This window comes from Acinetobacter sp. 24-47-39, assembly GCF_056783825.1.
In genome coordinates, this window is the sequence record NZ_JBWYIP010000008.1 from 1 (window position 1) to 21,314 (window position 21,314).

The window sequence follows — 21,314 nt, forward strand, 5'->3', positions numbered from 1 at the left end:
CTTTAGCTTCTTTAGCTTCTTTAGCTTCTTTAGCTTCTTTAGCTTCTTTAGCTTCTTTAGCTTCTTTAGCTTCTTTAGCTTCTTTAGCTTCAGTGTTCGCGACCTGTTCTTGAGATGCAACCGCATCCATCATTTTTTCATCAGCTTCTTGTGCAAATACGCTGGTGTTCATTAGTACATTTAACACAACGATTGAAGCGAAGGATTTGCTTGTAGTTATGTCTTTCATATTTTTAAGAAACAAAGTCATACCCCATCTGCTCAATATTTTCATTTTGGCAAATCATAGCATTAATAAAAGATTAGAGCTGAATAACGAGATTTAATTCATTCGACCTGTATGCATATAAACGTTTAAATCCACCATAAACTAAACCCGAGTTCTACATCCTGTAAAACTCGGGTCGATGAGGTTGTGCTTTTCAAAAATCATATTATTGTTTTATTGGCTTTCCTTTCCTACATCATCTCCATGATGATTTTCCGTCGGCGTCGTCTTCCATATTGGGATCATTCCATTCCCACTCCCTGTGCCGATAAGCTTAGATTACGCTTAAGCTCGCTTCGTGACTATGGGTCAACAGACACATTCATTGTAAGCAATTTCTTACACGCATCCATTCACACTTGTTTGCCATCTTTATAATCTTGCGCAATTTCATCTGTCACTTGTTTCTCTTCTTTCTCAGCTTTCGCAATACCTTCTTGAATCGCCTCCTGAGCCTCTTGCTCATCAGCATCCGTCTGTTCTAATTCTTGCTGTACTTGCTCAAATTGTCGTCCAGTTTGTAAAACAACGTACACAGGAAAGTGATCCGAACCAATATGCGGTAATCGCTCCATTTTCACCAAAGCAAAATCAGTGCTGTGGAATACATGATCGAGTGACCATCGTAATAGCGGATAGTCCGCATGGAAGGTATTGACATAATGACGTCCAACACGCGGATCTAATAAACCACTGATACGTTGAAATAGTCGTGTGGTACGAGACCATGCCACATCGTTTAGATCTCCCATGACAATGCAACTTTCATCCAAGTCTTTAATTTGATCACCCACAATCAACAATTCAGCATCACGTAATGTAGAGTCTTTGGCTTCAGTTGGACTCGGCGGTTTGGGATGTAAACAATATAATTGAACTGGCTGTCCAGAACGTAATTTCACTGTGGTATGAATAGAAGGAATCTCATTACTCAGTATGAATTTGACTTCGGTATCACTCAATTCCAACTTACTGTAGAGATGCATTCCATAGAGATTATCTAAAGGTACTGGAACACGATAAGGATAATCCGCTTCGATGACTGAAAGTTCATTCTGCCAGGTTTGGTCTGTTTCAAGCGTCAATACGATATCGGGTTGATGCTGATGAATCTGTTCAATCAAACGATGATATTCTGTATTTGGTGTTAAAACATTCGACACAATTAAAGAGATTTGCTTTGATGGATCAAGTTGATCTGGTTGGACCTGTTTCACCTGTTTTTTCCAAATTAAGGTATAAGGCAAAACCATCTTCAATTGATATGCTAATGCAGCAATTAATCCAACAAATATGACTTGGCGTCTTAAATCCCATTCCCCATCCCAAATCAACAGGAGGATAAATGCGATAAAGCCTAGGGCTAAAATTTGTAGTCTTGGAAAATCGGCACCTCGAAACCACCACTCATCACGCGGAATCAAAGACCAAAAACTTAACCAAATCACAACAACAGCCAGTATCTCAATCCATAGCATAGCGCTTCTCTTTATATATTCTTAATTTTTCGATGATTCATAAATTTATATTAGTTTTGCATGTAACATAAACAAGATATATTGCACAATATATTTGCTGTTTTGATTGTGTACCACTTGCAGTTATACACTCTTTTGATACACTCGAACCCCCTTTTTTATTTTAACGCACCGAGGCAAAGTGACATGAAAGTAGGTCTGGTCGGTTGGCGCGGGATGGTTGGTTCCGTCCTTATGCAACGTATGGTTGAAGAGAATGATTTCGCTCATTTTGAGCCATTCTACTTCTCTACCAGTAATGCAGGTGGTGAAGCCCCTGCGTTTGGTGGTAAAACTGCCCCAGCACTTATGGATGCGACAGACATTAATAGTCTGAAGCAAATGGATGTCATTATTACCTGCCAAGGTGGTGATTATACCACTGAAGTTTTCCCTAAGTTGAAAGCTGATGGTTGGAATGGTTACTGGATTGACGCTGCATCTACATTGCGTATGGACGATGAAGCAATCATCGTATTAGATCCAGTCAACATGAATGTGATCAAAGACGGTTTGGTAAAAGGTACGAAAACATTTGTAGGCGGTAACTGTACTGTTTCATTGATGTTAATGGGTCTTGGTGGTCTGTTCCAAAACAATCTTGTTGAATGGGCGACTTCAATGACTTACCAAGCTGCTTCTGGTGCGGGTGCGCAAAACATGCGTGAACTCATCACAGGTATGGGCTATTTGTATAACAATACAAAAGATCTATTAGACGATCCACGTTCTCCAATTTTAGATATCGACTCTAAAATTGCTGAATTACAACGTGGTGAAGGATTCCCTTCAGCAAACTTCGGTGTACCTTTAGCAGGTTCTTTAATTCCTTATATCGACAAACAGCTTGAAAGCGGTCAATCGAAAGAGGAATGGAAAGGTCAAGTTGAAACCAATAAGATTCTTGGTAATTCACAAATTGTACCTATTGATGGTCACTGTGTACGTATTGGTGCAATGCGTTGTCACTCACAAGCATTGACTTTAAAACTTCGTAAAGATGTTCCTTTAAATGAAATTGAAGACATCATTGCAAGTGCAAATGACTGGTCTAAAGTTGTGCCGAACACACGTGAAGCATCAATGACTGATCTTACACCTGTTGCAGTAACTGGCACGCTTACAGTTCCAGTAGGCCGTTTACGTAAACTCAATATGGGTAAAGAGTATTTAGGCGCGTTCACTGTTGGTGACCAATTACTTTGGGGTGCTGCTGAACCTTTACGCCGTATGCTACGCATCTTGATTGACTATAAAAATGCTTAATTTTTAATAGTCACTTCAATAAAAAGCCGGTCTGATTAGATCGGCTTTTTTTATGCAATTTGAATTGATTAGAGCTTGGAGTGCTATTTGAAAGGAAATATTATGACATCGATACAAAAAACAGTTAAATTACAATCTCATCACTTCTTATTTCGAACATCTTGATCGATGCATAATGATGAACTGAGAATATAAAAAATCGGGATTAAAAACAGTCCAATATTTTCGAGCACTCAGGTATTAGATTTGCAATAAATTCATTGAATTCAATGAAGGGGAAAAATTATGTTGTATGTCATTCCATTTGTCGTCTTGCTGTTAATCGCACTGGTGCTCAAAAAACGTGAGGATAAACAAAAAAATGGTGACACAGGATCAACAAAATCTAAAAAAAATGTGAGTGTAAAACGCGCTAAGAAAAGCCCTAAAACTCGCTCCACCCCACAACAAGCCTATTCACAGCACGGTCATGGCGCACCACAAGACTTAAGTGCCGAACCAGTGGCTGATGAACTTAAAGCCAGCATTGAATACTTAATTCAATCAGAAAGCTATATGTCAGCTGAAGCAAAAATCAATCAAGCATTGAATCGTGATCCTAGACAACATGAGCTTTACTCGTATTTGATTGATATTCACATCCTACAGAATGATGAATTTGCTTTAAAACAATTAAGTAATTATTTACGCTCCACTGGATTACATTACATTGCGGATGAAGCTGAAGACAAACTTAAAGCTGCAAAAGAAGCGGAACGGAATAAAGAAATTGCGAAAGAATCACGGGATATATCGAACACTGAGAATCAGCCTCGTCATGCTGCACAGTTTCATAGCACCAGTTTTATAACTGAAATTCCTGCAGTGCAATCAGAACAAGCTTTTGATCATCTCATCAAGTCTCAGGATGAACAACATAGCTCTCAGGAAAGCACACCCACTGAAACAAATGAGACCACAGAGCAATCTTCTCTTCCTTCTCAAAGCTCAACATTTGTGTTTGAAACAGAACAATACCCACATCCCTTACAAGCCAAAGAGAAGAAAAGCACCCCTGAAGAAGAAACTGAGCATGTCTCTGCTGAACCTACTGCTCATTTTGTATTTAGCTCAGAACAGCTCGATTTAGCAGAAGAGTTTACGCTCAATAAAACCAATGAAGAAATCATTGACCAGCTCCCTTCTGATCAGGCTGAAAATCAGCAGGCAACTGAACAGGAGACTCCATCGCAAAACGAGCATTTTGAACTCGATTTTTTTATGGAAGATACACCTCAACCCACTTCACAACATCCATTCGAGCAAGTTGATGAGAAGGCTCCTGCATCAAAAGAGCAAACATCTTTAGAATTTATAACGACAGATTTAACTTTCGAGCAAAATGCTCAAACACAGACTGAATCTGAAACAACCAATCAATCGACTGAAGATCGCGCACCCTTAGAGTTTGATTTAGACTTCACCAGTTTTCAGTCTGAAAATAAATCACAAACAGAATCAGTGCAGTCGACCGCTAGAGAGAACCGTGCTTCAGAAAATGAGTCCATCCAAAATCTCGACTTCACACTTGATTTGAGTCAAGAATGGGGTGAAAAAACAGATCTCCCTCATTCAGCACTGAGTTCTTCTCCATCAGAAAAAAATCTACAAGAACTGAATATTGAAATCGATCCATTGGAATTTAACTTTTCAGATCAATCGGAACAGTCTCATTCTCAAACAACAACATCCAAGGATGAACTCACTTTTGATCTTTCAGATGATTTTAACTTTGATGCTGAAACATCTAGCTCAGCAAAAGTTTCAAAGCAAAGCGTGAATGATCAGATTTTAGATTTTGTAACTTTCGACTTTGAGGAAAATCTTGATTCAAAATCTACAATAGAAAGCTCAATTGAACCGACAAACGAGTTTAATTTTGACCTCAATTCATCAGATGAAAATGTAGAAGTGCAACAGAATCATTCGCATGAAACATCTGCGATAAAAATGAATCCGAATCATCCTGATGATCCTCTTGTACAACGTTTTCCTGAATTACTCAACGTTGATGAAATTCAACTTAACTTAGATTTAGCGGATCAATACATTAAATTTGGCGCGTTTGATGAAGCAGAAAAATTAATTACGGAATATGAATCGCATTACAATGACGAACAAAAAATGCGTGCAGCAAAACTCCGAGAGAGCATGGAATCTGATTCCAATTAATCTTAATATGAAGCAGTCTAATCAGGCTGCTTTTTTTATGAGTTCAAAAATAGCTTTAATCTATATGGGTGGGACATTTGGTTGCGTTGGTGAACCTTTAGCGCCTATGCCTGCTGCCGATTTTTTTCCGCAATTAAAAGAAATTTTGCCCGTTCAAAATCAAATCGAGCTTGTCCAGGCTCATGAGATTAAAGACAGTAGTGCATGTACGGCGCGTGATTGGTTGCTGTTAATCCAACAAATTCAACAATTACAAGCTAAACAATTTCAAAATTTTATTGTCATTCATGGTACCGATACCATGAGTTATGCTGCGGCTATTCTTTCTCGATTTCTCCATGATACGTGTCGAGTCATTATCACAGGTAGCCAATTTCCTCTGCTCAATCATGCAGCGACATCTTTGCATCCATCGAGCGATGCTTTAGATAATCTGAATCATGCCATCCAATATATGGAAAATGTGTCTGATGGTGTTTACTTATGCTTTAACCATCAAATTTTTCATGCCAGAACTGCAGTCAAGACTCATCGCACGGCACTAAATGCATTTTGTGGTGAAGCATTTACAAATGTCATCAAGCCCATATCAAGTTCTTTTTTCAACATTACTGAGCAACATATTGAACGCTCGATACAACTCAATATTGCGAATCTGAGTCTTCGCCCCATTGAAATCAAATTATTCAATCAGCATTTAACGCGTTTTATCGACAATCCGCCTCATGTACTCATACTTCAAGCATATGGAACCGGTAATTTAGCAATTAATGCGGATACCACAGATATTTTGAAGCAGCTTCGTGCCTTAGGCTGCCATATTATATTAAGTAGTCAGGTCATGTTTGGAGAATTAGATCAACGCTATGCAATTAGCAGTTGGATTCAAGCATCTGATATTTTAATAGACGATACACTCAGTGATGCCGATCTTTATGCCAAAATTCTAAAAATGTATTTACAATACCCTTCCACAGATCAATGGTTAAAACATTGGTATGATTCATCAAATTAGAGGTTCAAATGCCGCGTTTTGCAATCGGAATTGAGTTTAGTGGCGTTCGGTATCGAGGTTGGCAAACACAGCAACCTGGTGTGCCGAGCGTACAAGAAACCATGGAAAAAGTGTTGAGCAAAATTGCTGATGAACCCATCATTTTGCATGGTGCGGGTCGAACAGATGCAGGTGTTCATGCCACAAATATGGTGGCTCACTTTGACACAAATGCAATACGTCCAATTCGTGGCTGGCTTATGGGGGCTAACAGTACACTCCCTAAAGATATTGCCATCCAATGGATTCAAGAAATGGATAGTGATTTTCATGCACGCTTTAAAGCGCAGGCTCGCCGTTATCGTTATGTCGTTTATAACAGCCCCATGCGCCCTGCCTTACTCCACAAACAAGTAACGCATGCTTATTACCCACTTGATGTAGATAAAATGATTGCTGCAGCCTCAAAATTTGAGGGTACTCATAACTTTGAAAGTTTTCGAGCTGCTGCGTGTCAATCCAACCAACCTGTACGCCATGTGAGCCATTGCAAACTCATCAAACACGGTGCTTACCTTGTTCTTGACATCCAAGCAGATGGTTTTTTACATCACATGGTTCGCAATATTATGGGCTGTTTACTGGAAATTGGTCAGGGGATGTACGGCATTGACCATATCGATGAAATATTCGCAGCAGAAGACCGTAAAGCAGCAGGGATCACAGCACCACCTGACGGCCTTTACTTTATCCAAGCACACTATCCTGAAGAGTTTAACTTGCCTAAAGTACCCCTAGGCCCTCATTGGTTAAACATGCCTGAATAGATTTTTATTTTGAATTAAATAGAAAAAAATCCCTTCATAAGAAGGGACTTTTTTAGCGCTGTTTACGCTTACGATATTCAACAGGTGTCTCATTGGTCCATCGTTTAAAGGCCCGATAGAACGTACTTGGTTCCGAGAAACCCGTCAGATAGACAATTCTCTCTACGCTTTCATTGGTATTTGCCAAAAGTTTTTTAGCTAAACGACAACGATAGTCAGATAAAATTTGCTGGAAGCTTGTATTGGCTTCACTGAGCTGTGTTCTCAAACGACGTGGGGTAATATTCAACTGAGCTGCCACAGTTTCTAGCGTTGTTTCTCCACTCTCAAGTGTTGATCCAATAGCACGGCGCACCTCACCCACTAAATCGTATCGAGCCAACTCCTGTAATTTTTCAATCGCCAACTGCTCATGCAGTTGAAGTAATTCTGGCTCGGCTTGCCAAAGTACATAATCTAAAATTGCAGGATCAAAATAAAGTCGCGTTTCTTTTTGGCCTAAACTTACCGGGCACTCATATACACGGAAATACTCATCGTCTGAAGCACCCTCGCTAAAGTTAAAATCGATATATATAGGTTGAAAACGACCTTCAGTAATAAATTTGAAGAATCTTAAAATGCCTGAAATCGCGCACTCAGAAAAATGACGATTGACTAGGTTTTCAGAGAAAGGTTGTTCACCATTGGTTAGGTAGCAACGATCATCTTCAATAACCAATTTGGCATGAAATGCATCACTGATTAGACGTTGATATGCTAAAGCCCTTTTCAGGCCTTCGCCAAAATTTTCAGATGAAATAAAAAGATGTTCAATCACTTGACCACGATAAAGTGGTAAATGCTCACCTAAATGTAGACCAATGTCTGGATCTTTACTGACTTCTTCGGCAGCAACCCAGAAAGCGTACTGCGCGCTTAAAGGCGTACGCGCATTTTGATCTACTTGATTTAAGGCCACACCCGCTTTTGTTAAAATTTCTTCTGTGGGCAATCCAGCACGACGAATTGCTTGATAACCTAATCGTAGAACAACCGAAGCATCAGTTAGCTGACTCACGCAGTGCCCTTCCTTGTATGTTATTAATATTTACTTAAAACTTATGAATTAGATTACAGTCGATTGACCAAACTGACAACATAGTTAAGCATTTTTTTGTTTAAAAATTTTATTTGTTTGTTCGACAAGTTTGACCATAGAAACGCCGACTGAACTTGGTTTAACCTTGTTTTTTTCTAAAATTTTGCCTATAATTTGCGCCTTTCCAATTTGATCATCAGGTAGGCTATGGCCAATAAAGAGGAACTTATCGAGTTCGAAGGCGTTGTCACCGAAACGCTTCCTAATACTATGTTCCGTGTACGTTTAGAAAACGGTCACGAAGTAATTGCACACATTTCTGGTAAAATGCGTAAACACTATATTCGTATTTTGACTGGCGACAGTGTTAAAGTTGAAATGACACCTTATGACTTATCTAAGGGTCGCATTACTTACCGTGCACGCTAAGTGTTAGTAAGCGAAAAGCCACATTGAGTGGCTTTTTTTGTTTTTGTACTTTTATTTTATAAACTACAGGAGATCCATTCTACTAAAGCAATCGTCTGTCTTTGTGAGAAGATCAATACTCAGATGTTATAGAATAATTAAACTCACTATTTATTCATTCACTATCCAATCATATATACCAACAAAGCCCATTTGCACATTCAATCTAAAAAATCGTCGTACTGCCCCACTATTTCGTGCACTAAATCAATTGTGGTTTTGCTCATCTGCATATTTACACTTTTCCTGTTTACGGCATGCCAAACAGCAAATTTTCAGAACAAAAAAATATGAATACTTATGTTTCACAATTTGTAGGGTAAGATATCCAACATATCCGTGAAACTACCGATTTGAATTCTTTTAACATTAATCTGAAGTCTAATCTTGTGATTCGAGATGAGTCGGAAATTTTCACTTTTGAACGTATAATCAACACCGCGATTCCAATGGGAAATTCGATGAGAGATGAAAATAGTTTTATGATTCCTGTATGGACAGCTTCAGCAAGTCAGTCATACTGATAACCTAATGACTTGCTCAAGTGTTTTAAGTTTAAAAAAAATACGCTTTCAAAAGCTCGGCAATAAAAAACGCAGCTCATAGGCTGCGTTTTGAATGAATCAACTGAAATTAGTTAAGCGCTGCAACAACTGCTTCACCCATTTCAATTGTCCCGACCTTCTTCATGCCTTCAGACATAATGTCAGCTGTTCGTAAACCTTGGTCTAAAACATTCCCTACTGCATCTTCAATTGCTTTTGCTGCAGCTTCTTGACGGAACGTATATCGAAGCATCATTGCAACAGATAAAATTGTTGCCAATGGGTTTGCAATATTTTGACCTGCGATATCTGGTGCTGAACCATGACAAGGCTCATACATCCCTTTACCATTTTCATCTAAAGAAGCTGATGGCAACATACCGATTGAACCAGTCAACATCGCAGCCTCATCAGACAAGATATCACCGAACAAGTTACCTGTTACGATCACATCAAATTGTTTAGGTGCACGAACCAATTGCATTGCTGCATTATCGACATACATATGTGACAAGTTAATGTCAGCATACTGTTCAGCATGTAACTGAGTTACTGTTTGTTTCCAAAGCTCAGTGACTTCAAGAACATTCGCCTTATCAACTGAACACACTTTACCACCGCGTAGTTTCGCCATTTCAAACGCCACTTTAGCAATACGTTTGATCTCTGACTCTGCGTATACGTCGGTATTAAAGCCTTGCTTCTCACCATTCTCTAATTCACGAATACCGCGTGGTTGACCGAAGTAAATACCACCAGTTAATTCACGGACAATTAAAATATCTAAGCCTGAAACAATTTCAGGTTTCAAACTTGAAGCATCTGCCAATTGAGGATACAAGATCGCTGGGCGCAAGTTAGCGAAAAGGTTAAGTTCGCTGCGTAATTTCAATAAACCACGCTCAGGACGAATTGAGCGCTCAATTGTGTCCCACTTCGGACCACCAACAGCACCTAACAAAATCGCATCTGCTTTTTTTGCTTGTTCAGAGGTAACTTCTGGATAAGGTGAACCATGCGCATCAATTGCAGCGCCACCCAATAAACCTTGTTCCCATGTTAAATCTAGATTGAATTTTTCATTGACACGGGTGAGGACCTGTTCAGCTGCTTTTACAATTTCAGGACCAATGCCGTCACCAGCTAAAATCAAGATTTGTTTAGACATGAGATTTTCCATTTATAAAGTTAGTATGAACTAACGTGTTTTTAAATTTTTTTGTTCCACAAACTCACCTAGTCCATTGAGAACATTATAGGGTTTGCAGAAACGACGAATGGTTTGTTGCTCTTGCAACAAGTCAACACATAATGGCTCTGGTGCAGAAGCATCAAGTAAACTTTTTTTCCCACTGCTTCGATCTCTAAACATTACAAATCGGTAATCTTTTTTTGCTTCGAAGCGATGGATGACATTAATAGTTTCTGCTTTTTCCTCTGAAATCGGATAAAAGCGAACCACCACTTCATGCAGTCCAGCAGGAACTGAAAGATATAAGGCTTGCGGATCTTTCAAGGAGCCAGCATTTAATCGCACGATACCTTGCTTGATCGCACGCTGATCTAATCTTCGAGATTGAGCATCAACAATGGGATGCTCATCGAATCTTTCAAACTCACAATTCAGCGTTCCTGAGCAATAAATCAAAGCATGATTTCTGGTTTCAGGCGTTTCTTTAATCTTTTTCAGTTGTAATCGGTCTACGGTCTGACAAGCGGATAAAACGGCGACAGACAATCCGAAAAACGCATAGCGTAATAAAACTTTTGCCTTCATTTGTGCCCAACCTCACCAAACGGCGCAAAACTAAAAGAATAATTTTGCACCGATATTAGCAAGACTTGAATCAGAGCACTATAGCTTTAAGTATCAGTTACGCTTTGATTTCTTGGAATACCCATGGGCGAACAGCTTTAGTTCTTTCCTCATAAGCACGAATGTCTTCTGCCGCTTGTAACGTTAAACCAATATCATCTAAACCATTCAACAAACAGTGCTTTCTGAATGGATCAACTTCAAATTTAAATGCTTCGCCTGTAGGTGTACGTACTTCTTGTGCTTCAAGATCAATCGTTAACTGATAACCTTCTTGAGCTGCACACTCTTTGAATAATTGATCCACAATCTCTTCAGACAAGATCACTGGTAACATGCCATTTTTAAAGCTGTTGTTGTAGAAAATGTCTGCATAGCTTGGTGCGATTACGGTACGAAAACCATATTCTTCTAAAGCCCATGGCGCATGTTCTCGGCTTGAACCACAACCAAAGTTGGAACGTGAAATCAAGATTGAAGCACCTTGATAACGTGGTTTGTTCAACTCAAAATCTGGATTCAAAGGACGTTTTGAGTTGTCTTGCCCCAAATAGCCTTCATCTAAATAACGTAATTCATCAAACAAATTCGCGCCGAAACCTGTACGCTTAATTGATTTCAAGAACTGTTTTGGAATAATTAAATCTGTATCGACATTGGCACGGTCTAAAGGTGCAACGATACCTTGTTCAACGGTATATTTTTTCATGTTGTTTGCTCCTCTTAGAATGAACGTACATCAACAAAGTGACCTGCAATTGCCGCTGCTGCTGCCATCGCTGGGCTCACTAAATGCGTACGACCACCATTACCTTGACGACCTTCGAAGTTACGGTTTGATGTTGATGCACAGTGCTCACCCGGTTGTAATTTATCTGCGTTCATTGCTAAACACATTGAGCAACCCGGCTCACGCCATTCAAAACCAGCTTCTATTAAGATTTTATCCAAACCTTCAGCTTCTGCTTGTGCTTTGACTAAGCCAGAACCCGGAACAACCATCGCTTGCTTAATCGTGCTTGCAACTTTTTTGCCTTTTGCAACTTCAGCTGCCGCACGGATATCTTCAATACGAGAGTTGGTGCAAGAACCGATAAATACGCGATCCAATTTAATATCAGACAATGCTTGACCCGCGGTTAAGCCCATATATTGATAAGCACGTGTCCAGTCGTTACGTTGTACGTCATCTTTGGCTTGTTCTAGTGTCGGTACTGCTTGAGATACAGGAATCACCATCTCAGGCGATGTACCCCAAGACACTTGTGGCTCAATCTCTTCACCTTGTAATACAACAACTGTATCAAAGTGTGCACCTTCATCAGAATGTAAAGTATTCCAATATTCTACTGCTGCATCCCACTGCTCACCTTTCGGTGCATAAGGACGGTTTTTCACATATTCAATGGTTTTCTCATCTACAGCAACCATACCGACACGGGCACCGCCTTCAATCGCCATGTTACACACCGTCATACGACCTTCGATCGACATATCACGGAACACTTGACCACCAAATTCGATGGCATGACCTGTACCACCAGCTGTACCGATTTTACCGATAATCGCTAAAACCACGTCTTTTGGTGTTACGCCTTGACCTAATTTACCGTCAACACGTACCAACATGTTTTTCATTTTCTTTTGAACTAAGCATTGCGTTGCCAATACATGTTCAACTTCTGATGTCCCAATACCGTGTGCCAAGCAACCAAATGCACCATGAGTGGCTGTATGTGAGTCACCACAAACAACCGTCATACCCGGTAAAGTTAAACCTTGCTCAGGTCCAACAACATGTGCGATCCCTTGACGGACATCGTTGATATCAAACTGAGCAACATTAAATGTTTTACAGTTATCATCTAAAGTTTGCACTTGGATACGTGAAGTATCATCTTCAATCCCCGCAATCCCTTCAGAACGCTCTTTCGTAGACGTTGGTACGTTATGGTCAGGAGTTGCCACGTTTGCACTCAAACGCCAAGGTTTACGCCCTGCAAGTTGTAAGCCTTCAAAAGCTTGTGGAGAAGTCACTTCATGCAACAAGTGACGATCGATATAAAGTAAAGAAGAACCATCATCGCGTTGTTTAACTAAATGATCGTCCCACAATTTATCGTACAACGTTTTTTTTGTTTGAGTTTCTGCTTTTTGGGTTTCGCCTGCCATGTCGATTTGCTCCACTGGACTGGGTAATTCTGTCATTAATTACGATTATAACGGCCTATTCACATAAATCTAATTTATCATTTTTATTAGTTTAAAAACTTTTTGGAATCACTAAAAGCATCAAAAATCATCTGTAAAAACGATTAATTTAAAAATAATATTCGCTTTTACAGATTAAACAAGAATGCTTATCATTTAAACATCTCCAAGATCACCACCAACTGAGGATGTTCACATGGCACATATTCAAAAATTTGTTGAAGATAATCAACGCATGTTCAAAAAAACATTAAGCTACTACATTATGCACATTACGGTAGCCATGATTGTAGGCTACCTTGTCACAGGCAGCATTTGGATGGCAATTACTTTAAGTTTACTTGAGCCTACTGTACAAGCCGTGGCTTATTTCATTCACGAACGCGTGTGGGAGAAAAAAACGATACAACAGGAAGAAAATATCGTCGCATAGTTTCACCTGTGATCCTCCTCATCTAAGCCGCACTATGCGGCTTTTTTTGCAACAGTTTATGAAGAATTACTTCGCAATAGATATAAATTTATTTTATAATTAAATAATATTTTCATAACCGAGTTTAAATTATGAATCTTGCTGCCTTTGAAGCTTTTATAAAAGTCATGGAAACGGGTTCGATTTCTATGGCAGCTGATCAACTATTTATCACTCAGCCCGCTGTCACCAAACGTATTCATAGTTTAGAAGATTATTTTGGTGTCAAATTATTTGAATCTGCTGGCCGAGGTGTACAAGCCACCCATGCGGCTCATTCCCTGCTTCCTAAAGTTAAAAATTGGTTAAATGAACTAGGTGATATTCATCACACCTTAAGCCACGACCAAAATCAGATTAAAGGAAAGCTCAAAGTTGGTACCAGCCATCACATTGGATTACATCATTTACCGCAACATTTAAAAAGCTATGTTCAGCAATATCCTGATGTGACATTAGATGTGCATTTTGTAGATTCAGAACAAGCGCATGAAAAAGTGTTAGCCGGTGACCTTGAACTGGCATTCTTAACCTTACCCCCTGTCCTAGATGAACGTTTAAAATATGTTCCTTTATGGAGTGATCCTTTGGTTTTCGTTGCTGCAGTTTTTCATCCATTGGCAAATATGAAAAATTTAAGCCTTGAAGATCTCATGCAGTACCCAAGTTTATTACCTGCAGCTCAAACATATACAGCGCAGATCACCCTTGCAGAATTTGAAAAAAATGGATTAAAACCTAAAGTGTCCATGAGCAATAATCCGCTTGAATCCATTCGCATGTTGGCTTCTATTGGGTTAGGTTGGTCTGTCCTGCCAAGTACTTTAGTCAATCAAGACTTGGTCAGACTGGATATTAATTTAGAAATGCAGCGTCAATTGGGTATGGTTTGGCATCCGGGACGCACCCAATCTAAGGCAGCCAAGGCACTGGTTGATTTAATGAAATAATTTCGGCACTCGATATTTAAAAAGTCATCTAATAAGATGACTTTTTACTTTATTAAGACAAGTGAGCTACTTAAGCTTTTTTCTTCAATGAATCTTCATGTAAAGACTCATTGAGCTGATCGATAATTAATGCCCATGAACCATCTGAACATAATTTTTCTTTCAAAAATTGACGTTGACCTTCAGACCAAAAACTTGCTTCAGTCAAAAAGGTTTCAGCTTCTAACTGATGTATTTCAATAAATTCTGCAATAGCTTGCTCGCTAGAATCCAATCCTAATTGCTCAAATAAGTTGGTCATTCTTGGCTCTGCATTTAGCATCCTGTATTCCTTATGATTTTGATTAATTTTAAGTTAATTGTTTCCGCATAAGATATCACCAAGCGATGAAAGCGTCTGTAAATTTATGCTGAATTTCATCTCAAGTTATTTCAATGCTGATCAATGAAAAAAAGCCATTGATACAATGGCTTTAGCAATTTTGAATTTTGAGAATAAAATTGTCTTAAATGGACCAGTCTTGGATATCCCAACCCTGCTCTTTAGCCAATGCTTCAAGACGATCATCTGGATTGACTGCAATCGCATGATCCGCATATTCCAATAAGAATCGATCATTAATAGAGTCTGAATATGCCCATGATTCAGTAACGTCTCGTCCCTCAAGCCATTGATCTAATCGTGCCAATTTACCTTTTTGATAACACGGAATATTAATGACTTTACCCGTATATTTACCATCAACCACTTCTGCATTGGTTGCAATAATTTCTGTAATACCAAATTCACGAAAAATGGGTGCAGTAATAAAATCTGATGTTGCGGTAATCCCTACTAATTGATGCCCAGCATCTTGATGACGTTGAATCGCTTTATAACCTTCAGGACGCATTTGAGGTCGAATGACTTTTTGCATAAAAAGCTGATGTAAGTCGGTTAAATACTCATTGTCATGTTGTGTTAAAAATTCAAATACGAATTCGTTGTAGGCAATTGGATCAAGTTGTCCCGCTTTGTAATCTTCATAAAATTTATCATTCATGGCACGATGTCGAACTGGATCAACCAAGCCTTCATTGACTAAAAACTCGCCCCAAGAATGGTCAGAGTCGGTATTTAACAAGGTGTGATCTAAATCAAACAACGCCAATTTCATGAAATTACTCGTTCAAACTGAAATTTAAGAAAAAAAATGTAAATCTATCTCCGCTAGTCGATAGAAATTCGTTAAGATCATAGCAATTTTAAAACATTATTACTTTGAACTTTTCGAGTTGGGCATAGAGAGTGGATGCCCCCGAACCCAAAGTCAACGAATTTAATAAATTTTAGGTGCCAAATGATCGACTCAGAAGGTTTCCGACCGAATGTCGGGATCATTTTGGCAAATGATATTGGACAAGTTTTATGGGCAAAACGCATTGGTCACAATGCTTGGCAATTTCCTCAAGGAGGCATCCAATTTGGTGAAACTCCAGAACAGGCACTTTTCAGGGAACTCCGTGAAGAAGTCGGGTTATTGCCGGAGCACGTCCAAATAATTGCTCAGACCGAAGGTTGGTTACATTATCGTTTGCCACTTCGCTACATCAGATCAGATTCTGATCCTGTGTGTATCGGACAAAAGCAAAAATGGTTTTTATTGAAATTAGTCGCGTCAACGAATCATATTCAGTTGAACTTGAATGATCCGCCAGAGTTTGATCAATGGCAATGGGTCAGCTATTGGTATCCACTAGGCCAAGTGGTGAACTTCAAAAAAGATGTTTACCGTCGTGCCATGTTGGAATTGTGTATGCATCTGCCATAGCATGATTTATATTAAACATTGAATTTAAATGTTTGATTTTTATTTCGACTATTTGAATAATCACCATAATTACATCCCTTTAAGAGGAGCACCGCTACATGTCGAACATGCAATTAGACTCTTTACGGCGCATTGTCCAAGAAATCAATGCGTCTGTCAGTTTGCATGATTCGTTAGAAATTATGGTCAACCAAATTTCTGAAGCAATGCATGTAGATGTGTGCTCTATTTATTTACTTGATGAACGTAACCAACGTTACGTTCTGATGGCTTCCAAAGGCTTAAATGCTGAATCTATTGGCAATGTCTCACTGCAGCTGGGTGAGGGTTTGGTCGGACTCGTTGGGCAACGCGAGGAAATCGTCAATATCGAGAATGCGTTTAAGCATGAGCGTTTCGCGTATTTCCCAGAAACGGGTGAAGAGATTTATAACTCTTTCCTTGGCGTTCCTGTCATGTATCGTCGAAAAGTCATGGGCGTTCTCGTGGTTCAAAATACTGAACCACAAGACTTTAGCGAAGCTGCTGAATCGTTTTTAGTCACACTTTGTGCGCAACTTTCTGGCGTTATCGCCCATGCGCATGCAGTTGGAAATATTGATGTTTTCCGTAAGCCAAATAATTCTCCAACCTATAAAACATTTCAAGGATCATCAGGTGCAGGTGGTATTGCATTAGGTCGTGCACTTATTCTTTATCCACCCGCAGATTTAGGTTCAGTACCTGACCGCGAAGCTGAAGATATCAGTGAAGAGCTTGAATTACTCGATCATGCGGTTGATTCAGTTCGCCAAGAAATTCAATCACTTGATGATAAAATGCAAGATTCTTTGATGTCTGAGGAACGTGCATTATTTAGCGTATTCTTGAGAATGTTGGATGAGAATGCCCTGCCTGCTGAAATCAAAGAGTTAATCCGTGATGGTCACTGGGCTCAAGGTGCAGTTAAACACGTTATTGATCGTCATGTGGCAATCTTTGCACAAATGGAAGACGATTATTTACGAGAACGTGTTGCAGACCTAAAAGACCTTGGGCGTCGTATTTTAGCAGCGCTTCAAGAAGATGATTTAAGTCACCGAGAACTGAGTAATGACAGTATCATCGTGGGTGAAGAAATCAGTACGGCAGCACTGGTTGAACTACCTGTCGATAAGATTGCAGCGATTGTGACGTCTGAAGGGGCTGCCAATTCACATATGGTGATTGTAGCACGTGCTTTGGGTATCCCCACAGTTGTTGGTGTCACCGAACTTCCGGTGACTACCCTTGATGATGTGGAAATGATTGTTGATGCCTATCAAGGACGTGTATTTATCAATCCACCACGCCGTTTACGTCAACGTTATCGTGACATCCAAAAAGAAGAAGAACAAATCGCCAAAGATCTTAAACAGTATGAAACCAAAGATGCCATCACTCCTGATGGTGTTGCAGTACGCTTATTTGTGAATACAGGTTTAATGATTGATGTCGTGCGTGGTGTACAACGCGGTGCCAAAGGTGTCGGACTCTATCGTTCAGAAATTCCATTTATGTTGCGTGATCGTTTCCCGGGTGAAGAAGAGCAACGGGCGATTTACCGTCAACAACTTAGTCACTTTGCCAATAAACCAGTCGTGATGCGTACTTTGGATATTGGTGCAGATAAAGATTTACCTTATTTCGAAATAGAAGAAGAAAACTCAGCATTAGGATGGAGAGGGATTCGTTTTACCTTGGATCATCCTGAGATTTTCTCTTCACAAATTCGTGCGATGTTAAAAGCCAGTGTTGGTTTGAATAATTTGCATATTTTGCTGCCAATGATCACCAGCGTCAGTGAAGTAGAAGAAGCGCTTTATATTATTGAGCGTGACTTAGCTGCGGTTCAGGAAGAAGAACAAGTTAAAATTAATCGTCCTAAAATTGGCATCATGGTGGAAGTACCTAGTGTTTTACTTCAAATTGGTGAGTTTGCAGAATTAGTTGATTTCTTCTCTGTGGGTTCGAATGATTTAATCCAATATTTGTTGGCAGTCGACCGTAATAACCCACGTGTATCGAGTGTTTATTCTCACTTCCATCCCTCAGTGCTTCGAGCATTGCAACGCTTAGTTCAAGAGTGTCATAAATATGACAAACCTGTCAGTATTTGTGGTGAAATGGCTGGCGATCCACTCTCAGCAATTTTACTGATGGCAATGGGCTTTAATACGCTTTCAATGAGTTCGAGCAATATTCTCAGAGTCCGTAAAGCAATTTGTCATGTTCCAATGGTAGATGCGCAAACGCTTTTAGATGAAGTGGTGAAAATGAGTAATCCACTCATTGTGAAAAGTTGGATGGAATATTATTTCCGTCACCATGGTTTAGCGGATATGGTGAAATCGAATCGTATTGTAAATGCTTAATACGAATCCCCGTTTAAGCAGAGATACAGCTGAGTAACAACATGATCAATTGGCTTTTTTTATCTTCATGTCGATCGTAGCGATCTCGGTAATTCTATTTCATTTATATGTTAGTAAATTAAAAAGTAGTTCAACACCTAACAAATCTATTTCAAATCATACGCTAGGTCATGGCTCAACGATGAGTTTTGAATACCAACTGGGCGAATTATCATCACATGTTGATATAGATTGCTGTGGAAGTATCGGTGGAGCAGAATAATCTTCACGTGTTTAGGCATATAAAAAAGGGAGATAGTCATTCGAATATCTCCCTTTTTTATGCTTGCTGTAGCCACGTTTTGCATTTTTCTTACGATCTACAAAAACTTGGCTTTTGTTGACTTCATGCATATGTTTTGCCACAAAGTTGTGAATCACAACTTCTGGCAACGCTTTTTTCTTTGCCATTTTTTAATCACCTTCAGTTTATCCATCCTTCATGATGGGAAAGCGATATTACGCTTTTTTGTACATTATACAAGCAACTTGATAATGGTTTTTTCAATGACCTACATCGAAGGTATACAATGTTTAAGATTAGCTCTGCCATTTTTCTATGTTAAATTGATCAATAACTCGAGCACCCAAAGGTGCTCTTACACAGCATAGAAAGGACTAAATCATCATTATTTCGGTAGAAGACTAAATGTACCTCGATGATGATTAAATTTTCCATCTGGCATTGCGATATTTTGGTAAACGATCTTTTGCTTTTGATCGATGACTAATACAACATTTTCTCTAGTCGCATCATCTGTCCAATACACCATAAACTGCTCAGGTCCAACCTGTGTGGCTACATATTCAATATTGGCAGATGTATTTTGTCCTGATGTGATATTTAAAAGACCTTGGTCTTTGAATTCAAGACGCTGCGTTTGACCATTGATGTTTAACGCCAAAGTCTGTCCAATAGCGAAGAATGGTTTATTCAATGCTTGTTGTAAACCGATGTCCTTGATTACACCTTTGACGCCTAGTATTTTGCCTTTAAGATGAATTGTTCCATCATTCCCAGCAATGTTGGTGTAAACGATATCTCGATTATAATCTTGAATATGAACGACATTATCTCCTGATTTATCCTCATGCCAATAAACCATAAAAATATTTTTAGCAATCTCAACAGGTGTATATTTTACCGCTTCAGAAAGATCTGGCCCAACTGCGCCACCAGCACCTGTAAAAGTTAGGTTCTGATGGTCTTTGACATCAAGATCAAATTTCAAACTCGTAAAATCGACTTGAATTTTTTGTCCTATTGGCGGATAAGGAGATGCAACTTTCCAATCGGTTTCTTTGGCAAATACTTGTGCAGACATTTTTAGCACTTCTTCACTCGACTCAAGATCTGGATACTTTGCTTTCATATATCCCAAAATCCCCTCCGAGCTTTGATTTTCAGTAACTGCTGTTTTAAAGTTCGTTAAATACCCTTTAATCCAATCCAATGGCTTAGGTGAAAAGTCACTTTTTACATAATGACCTGGGATCACTTTTTCAGGATTTAAACTCAGTATTTTATCAATTTGCTTCTTCCAAAGATCGATCCCTTGCACACCATTGGTATCGGCCATCCACAAATGCTCATCATAAGCGACCGAAATACCACCCAATGCTGTTTTTAAACTTGGAATCCATAAGAAACTATGTGCGGAATCCTCTGGATCAAGTTGGACTTGAATCTTTTGCCCATCTAATTCCATATATCCTGAATTTAAGGCTTCAGGAATAATAATCTTTTCAGGGGCATCGCCTTTTGCTAATTGTGGCTGCCAAACTGATAACTTATCTTCTTTAGAGGCTTGTATCAAATAAGCTGTCTGCGCGGTTGAAACAACCTTAGCATTTGGAAATGCTTTTAAAATTTCATTGGTTCCAAAATAATAGTCAGGGTCACTATGGGAAATATAAATATATTTTAAATTTTTACCTGATTTCTTAATCAGATTGACTACGTCTTTAGCGTATTGATTCTGAAATTGAGCATCGACCAAAATAGCATCTTTTTTTCCTGAAATTAAAGTTGATGCAACGGCAAAAACAGCATCCTCTCCAGGAGTATAAGTCTGCAAAGTGAGTGGAGATGGATTTGATGAATCTTTTGGACTTTTATCATCAGAATCATTACAGCCACTTAAAGCAATGGTGGTCACAAATAAACTAGTGGTTAGGAGTTTTGTCATATCAGCCTCATGAGATAAATTTATCTATGGTTCTTATTGATCTTTATTTTTTAAATAAGCTTTAAAGCAAAAGTGCCATATTCCCCCTCGTCATACTGCGGATGTGGCAGTGCAACAAGGCGAATTAAAAGCTTATTGAGGCAGAAGAAGGATGAGAAGTACTTACGGTTTAGTAAGTAAAAAAATTGAATTTGCAGTTAAAATATTAGACTGATTTGCAACAATAAATTCCACGATAAAAAATGTTAACTTTAGT

At 39.1% G+C, this 21,314-nt stretch carries 21 protein-coding genes; 10 read left to right on the forward strand and 11 right to left on the reverse strand.

Features of this window, described 5'->3' with window-relative positions:
• A partial coding sequence (locus AC1M9C_RS08400; RefSeq protein ID WP_481587328.1) for a hypothetical protein occupies positions 1-250 on the reverse strand: 250 nt, incomplete at its 3' end.
• A gap of 371 nt (positions 251-621) precedes the next feature.
• Positions 622-1,746: an endonuclease/exonuclease/phosphatase family protein gene (locus tag AC1M9C_RS08405; RefSeq protein WP_035264120.1), complete on the reverse strand. Its 1,125-nt coding sequence runs from the start codon at positions 1,744-1,746 to the stop codon at positions 622-624.
• 186 nt (positions 1,747-1,932) lie between these two features.
• Here AC1M9C_RS08405 and asd point away from each other — a divergent pair, with 186 nt between their 5' ends.
• The 4 genes from asd (at position 1,933) to truA (ending at position 7,083) form a co-directional block, all read left to right on the forward strand.
• On the forward strand, positions 1,933-3,051 hold the full coding sequence (gene asd, locus AC1M9C_RS08410) for an aspartate-semialdehyde dehydrogenase (protein WP_035264122.1): 1,119 nt from the start codon (positions 1,933-1,935) through the stop codon (positions 3,049-3,051).
• A 285-nt stretch (positions 3,052-3,336) separates the two neighbouring features.
• Positions 3,337-5,262, forward strand: a complete 1,926-nt coding sequence (locus tag AC1M9C_RS08415) for a hypothetical protein (protein ID WP_481953522.1) — start codon at positions 3,337-3,339, stop codon at positions 5,260-5,262.
• Between the two features lie 37 nt (positions 5,263-5,299).
• Positions 5,300-6,277 carry an asparaginase domain-containing protein gene (locus tag AC1M9C_RS08420; protein WP_481953523.1) on the forward strand — a complete coding sequence of 326 codons (978 nt, stop codon included), beginning with the start codon at positions 5,300-5,302 and terminating at the stop codon, positions 6,275-6,277.
• An 8-nt stretch (positions 6,278-6,285) separates the two neighbouring features.
• Positions 6,286-7,083 carry a tRNA pseudouridine(38-40) synthase TruA gene (gene truA, locus AC1M9C_RS08425; RefSeq protein ID WP_481587331.1) on the forward strand — a complete coding sequence of 266 codons (798 nt, stop codon included), beginning with the start codon at positions 6,286-6,288 and terminating at the stop codon, positions 7,081-7,083.
• A gap of 52 nt (positions 7,084-7,135) precedes the next feature.
• Here the strand turns inward: truA and AC1M9C_RS08430 are convergent, their stop codons facing one another.
• The gene (locus tag AC1M9C_RS08430; protein WP_035264130.1) at positions 7,136-8,143 is read right to left on the reverse strand and encodes an AraC family transcriptional regulator; all 1,008 of its coding nucleotides are present in this window, start codon (positions 8,141-8,143) and stop codon (positions 7,136-7,138) included.
• Between the two features lie 228 nt (positions 8,144-8,371).
• Here AC1M9C_RS08430 and infA point away from each other — a divergent pair, with 228 nt between their 5' ends.
• Positions 8,372-8,593, forward strand: coding sequence for a translation initiation factor IF-1 (gene infA, locus AC1M9C_RS08435; RefSeq protein ID WP_004692529.1), 222 nt, complete (start codon positions 8,372-8,374; stop codon positions 8,591-8,593).
• A gap of 672 nt (positions 8,594-9,265) precedes the next feature.
• Here the strand turns inward: infA and leuB are convergent.
• The 4 genes from leuB to leuC form a co-directional block, all read right to left on the reverse strand.
• A complete protein-coding gene (gene leuB, locus AC1M9C_RS08440; RefSeq protein ID WP_179998721.1) occupies positions 9,266-10,345 on the reverse strand; it encodes a 3-isopropylmalate dehydrogenase in 1,080 nt (359 codons plus the stop codon).
• A 30-nt stretch (positions 10,346-10,375) separates the two neighbouring features.
• Positions 10,376-10,954: a hypothetical protein gene (locus AC1M9C_RS08445; RefSeq protein ID WP_179998722.1), complete on the reverse strand. Its 579-nt coding sequence runs from the start codon at positions 10,952-10,954 to the stop codon at positions 10,376-10,378.
• Between the two features lie 97 nt (positions 10,955-11,051).
• Positions 11,052-11,702 (reverse strand): 3-isopropylmalate dehydratase small subunit, encoded by a 651-nt coding sequence (gene leuD / locus AC1M9C_RS08450; protein WP_179998723.1) that lies wholly within the window; start codon positions 11,700-11,702, stop codon positions 11,052-11,054.
• A 14-nt stretch (positions 11,703-11,716) separates the two neighbouring features.
• Positions 11,717-13,165 (reverse strand): 3-isopropylmalate dehydratase large subunit, encoded by a 1,449-nt coding sequence (gene leuC, locus AC1M9C_RS08455; RefSeq protein WP_092766712.1) that lies wholly within the window; start codon positions 13,163-13,165, stop codon positions 11,717-11,719.
• Between the two features lie 235 nt (positions 13,166-13,400).
• On the opposite strand from leuC, the gene AC1M9C_RS08460 reads away from it, so the two are divergent.
• Together AC1M9C_RS08460 and AC1M9C_RS08465 are read left to right on the forward strand one after the other, a co-directional pair.
• Positions 13,401-13,637: a DUF2061 domain-containing protein gene (locus AC1M9C_RS08460; protein WP_035264169.1), complete on the forward strand. Its 237-nt coding sequence runs from the start codon at positions 13,401-13,403 to the stop codon at positions 13,635-13,637.
• Between the two features lie 131 nt (positions 13,638-13,768).
• Positions 13,769-14,626 (forward strand): LysR family transcriptional regulator, encoded by an 858-nt coding sequence (locus AC1M9C_RS08465; protein ID WP_035264171.1) that lies wholly within the window; start codon positions 13,769-13,771, stop codon positions 14,624-14,626.
• 70 nt (positions 14,627-14,696) lie between these two features.
• On the opposite strand, the gene AC1M9C_RS08470 is transcribed toward AC1M9C_RS08465, so the two are convergent.
• Both AC1M9C_RS08470 and AC1M9C_RS08475 read right to left on the reverse strand, forming a co-directional pair.
• The gene (locus AC1M9C_RS08470) at positions 14,697-14,948 is read right to left on the reverse strand and encodes a DUF2789 family protein (RefSeq protein WP_481953524.1); all 252 of its coding nucleotides are present in this window, start codon (positions 14,946-14,948) and stop codon (positions 14,697-14,699) included.
• Positions 14,949-15,132: 184 nt separating this feature from the next.
• Positions 15,133-15,783, reverse strand: a complete 651-nt coding sequence (locus tag AC1M9C_RS08475; protein WP_481587332.1) for an HAD family hydrolase — start codon at positions 15,781-15,783, stop codon at positions 15,133-15,135.
• Positions 15,784-15,966: 183 nt separating this feature from the next.
• Between AC1M9C_RS08475 and AC1M9C_RS08480 the strand changes: the two genes are divergently transcribed.
• From AC1M9C_RS08480 to AC1M9C_RS08490, 3 genes are all read left to right on the forward strand, one after another.
• On the forward strand, positions 15,967-16,437 hold the full coding sequence (locus AC1M9C_RS08480; protein WP_035264177.1) for an RNA pyrophosphohydrolase: 471 nt from the start codon (positions 15,967-15,969) through the stop codon (positions 16,435-16,437).
• Positions 16,438-16,535: 98 nt separating this feature from the next.
• Positions 16,536-18,830 carry a phosphoenolpyruvate--protein phosphotransferase gene (ptsP, locus tag AC1M9C_RS08485; RefSeq protein ID WP_035264179.1) on the forward strand — a complete coding sequence of 765 codons (2,295 nt, stop codon included), beginning with the start codon at positions 16,536-16,538 and terminating at the stop codon, positions 18,828-18,830.
• Between the two features lie 67 nt (positions 18,831-18,897).
• A complete protein-coding gene (locus AC1M9C_RS08490) occupies positions 18,898-19,092 on the forward strand; it encodes a hypothetical protein (protein ID WP_481953525.1) in 195 nt (64 codons plus the stop codon).
• A gap of 11 nt (positions 19,093-19,103) precedes the next feature.
• Here the strand turns inward: AC1M9C_RS08490 and AC1M9C_RS08495 are convergent, their stop codons facing one another.
• Positions 19,104-19,280: a DUF7230 family protein gene (locus AC1M9C_RS08495; RefSeq protein ID WP_180028638.1), complete on the reverse strand. Its 177-nt coding sequence runs from the start codon at positions 19,278-19,280 to the stop codon at positions 19,104-19,106.
• A 218-nt stretch (positions 19,281-19,498) separates the two neighbouring features.
• Positions 19,499-21,058 carry an MBL fold metallo-hydrolase gene (locus tag AC1M9C_RS08500; protein ID WP_180028637.1) on the reverse strand — a complete coding sequence of 520 codons (1,560 nt, stop codon included), beginning with the start codon at positions 21,056-21,058 and terminating at the stop codon, positions 19,499-19,501.
• Positions 21,059-21,314 lie beyond the last annotated feature (256 nt).

Excerpts from the sequence above, each read along its gene's own strand:
- AC1M9C_RS08405 (WP_035264120.1), bottom strand. The coding sequence starts at position 1,746 with ATGCTATGGATTGAGATACTGGCTGTTGTTGTGATTTGGTTAAGTTTT.
- asd (WP_035264122.1), top strand. The coding sequence starts at position 1,933 with ATGAAAGTAGGTCTGGTCGGTTGGCGCGGGATGGTTGGTTCCGTCCTT.
- AC1M9C_RS08415 (WP_481953522.1), top strand. The coding sequence starts at position 3,337 with ATGTTGTATGTCATTCCATTTGTCGTCTTGCTGTTAATCGCACTGGTG.
- AC1M9C_RS08420 (WP_481953523.1), top strand. The coding sequence starts at position 5,300 with ATGAGTTCAAAAATAGCTTTAATCTATATGGGTGGGACATTTGGTTGC.
- truA (WP_481587331.1), top strand. The coding sequence starts at position 6,286 with ATGCCGCGTTTTGCAATCGGAATTGAGTTTAGTGGCGTTCGGTATCGA.
- infA (WP_004692529.1), top strand. The coding sequence starts at position 8,372 with ATGGCCAATAAAGAGGAACTTATCGAGTTCGAAGGCGTTGTCACCGAA.
- leuB (WP_179998721.1), bottom strand. The coding sequence starts at position 10,345 with ATGTCTAAACAAATCTTGATTTTAGCTGGTGACGGCATTGGTCCTGAA.
- AC1M9C_RS08445 (WP_179998722.1), bottom strand. The coding sequence starts at position 10,954 with ATGAAGGCAAAAGTTTTATTACGCTATGCGTTTTTCGGATTGTCTGTC.
- leuD (WP_179998723.1), bottom strand. The coding sequence starts at position 11,702 with ATGAAAAAATATACCGTTGAACAAGGTATCGTTGCACCTTTAGACCGT.
- leuC (WP_092766712.1), bottom strand. The coding sequence starts at position 13,165 with ATGGCAGGCGAAACCCAAAAAGCAGAAACTCAAACAAAAAAAACGTTG.
- AC1M9C_RS08460 (WP_035264169.1), top strand. The coding sequence starts at position 13,401 with ATGGCACATATTCAAAAATTTGTTGAAGATAATCAACGCATGTTCAAA.
- AC1M9C_RS08465 (WP_035264171.1), top strand. The coding sequence starts at position 13,769 with ATGAATCTTGCTGCCTTTGAAGCTTTTATAAAAGTCATGGAAACGGGT.
- AC1M9C_RS08470 (WP_481953524.1), bottom strand. The coding sequence starts at position 14,948 with ATGCTAAATGCAGAGCCAAGAATGACCAACTTATTTGAGCAATTAGGA.
- AC1M9C_RS08475 (WP_481587332.1), bottom strand. The coding sequence starts at position 15,783 with ATGAAATTGGCGTTGTTTGATTTAGATCACACCTTGTTAAATACCGAC.
- AC1M9C_RS08480 (WP_035264177.1), top strand. The coding sequence starts at position 15,967 with ATGATCGACTCAGAAGGTTTCCGACCGAATGTCGGGATCATTTTGGCA.
- ptsP (WP_035264179.1), top strand. The coding sequence starts at position 16,536 with ATGTCGAACATGCAATTAGACTCTTTACGGCGCATTGTCCAAGAAATC.
- AC1M9C_RS08490 (WP_481953525.1), top strand. The coding sequence starts at position 18,898 with ATGTCGATCGTAGCGATCTCGGTAATTCTATTTCATTTATATGTTAGT.
- AC1M9C_RS08495 (WP_180028638.1), bottom strand. The coding sequence starts at position 19,280 with ATGGCAAAGAAAAAAGCGTTGCCAGAAGTTGTGATTCACAACTTTGTG.
- AC1M9C_RS08500 (WP_180028637.1), bottom strand. The coding sequence starts at position 21,058 with ATGACAAAACTCCTAACCACTAGTTTATTTGTGACCACCATTGCTTTA.